This window comes from Streptococcus sp. Marseille-P7376 (assembly GCF_902460385.1).
Taxonomy (GTDB): Bacteria; Bacillota; Bacilli; order Lactobacillales; family Streptococcaceae; genus Streptococcus; species Streptococcus sinensis.
Map to the genome: position 1 here is coordinate 1 of NZ_CABPTS010000052.1, position 1,317 is coordinate 1,317.

Consider the following 1,317-nt stretch of genomic DNA (forward strand, 5'->3'; position numbering starts at 1 on the left):
CCTCTGTTTTGGCTGGTTTGTAGCTATTCTTCAGGTTATAACCGTCGATATCTTTTTTGTAGCCCTCAACAGGCTCTTCATCGATGGAGTAAGTGATTTCCTTACCGCCTTCGTATTTCGGCAGGTTGGCAAACTTGTAGCTCCAGTTAGCTGCTGTTACTTCTTGTTCCGCAACCTTAGTGGTCACACCATCAACCGTCTTGTTCAAGAGAACTTTGATCTTGTCTGGACGTTTGCCGTCTTGGTTGTCGCCATCATCCCAAGTCTTTGTTCCTTGAACGGATACAGTGCCAGGGTTATAGCTATTCTTCAGGTTATAACCGTCGATATCTTTTTTGTAGCCCTCAACAGCTTCTTCATCGATGGAGTAAGTGATTTCCTTACCACCTTCGTATTTCGGCAGGTCGGTGAACTTGTAGCTCCAGTCAGCAGCTGTCACTTCTTGTTCCGCAACCTTAGTGGTCACACCATCAACCGTCTTATTCAAGAAGACCTTAATCTTGTCTGGACGTTTGCCATCTTGGTTGTCGCCATCATCCCAAGTCTTGGTTCCTTGAACGGAGACAGTGCCTGGGCGATAGCTGTTTTTGAGGTTATAACCGTCGATATCTTTTTTGTAGCCCTCAACAGGCTCTTCATCGATGGAGTAAGTGATTTCCTTACCGCCTTCGTATTTCGGCAGGTCGGTGAACTTGTAGCTCCAGTTATCCTTGGTTACTTCTTGTTCCGCAACCTTAGTGGTCACGCCGTCAACGGTCTTGTTCAACAGAACCTTGATCCTGTCTGGACGTTTGCCGTCTTGGTTGTCGCCATCATCCCATGTCTTCGTTCCTTCAATGGAGACAGTGCCTGGGCGATAGCTGTTTTTGAGGTTATAACCGTCGATATCTTTTTTGTAGCCTTCAACAGCTTCTTCATCGATGGAGTAAGTGATCTCCTTACCACCTTCGTATTTCGGCAGGTTTTTGAACTCATAAGTCCAGTTATCCTTGGTTGCTTCTTGTTCCGCAACCTTAGTGGTCACACCATCAACCGTCTTGTTCAAGAGAACCTTAATCTTATCTGGACGTTTGCCGTCTTGGTTGTTGCCATCATCCCAAGTCTTCGTTCCTTGAACGGAAACCGTGCCTGGAGTGTAGCTGTTCTTCAGGTTGTAACCATCGATGTCTTTTTTGTAGCCCTCAACAGCTTCTTCATCGATGGAGTAAGTGATTTCCTTACCGCCTTCGTATTTCGGCAGGTTGGCAAACTTGTAGCTCCAGTTAGCTGCTGTTACTTCTTGTTCCGCAACCTTAGTGGTCACACCATCAACCGTCT

The 1,317-nt window shown here is 46.4% G+C and carries 1 protein-coding gene; it reads right to left on the reverse strand.

Annotated features, from left to right (window positions below; translation table 11 throughout):
* A partial coding sequence (locus FZ952_RS11490) for a Cna B-type domain-containing protein (protein ID WP_222861965.1) occupies positions 1-1,317 on the reverse strand: 1,317 nt, incomplete at both ends.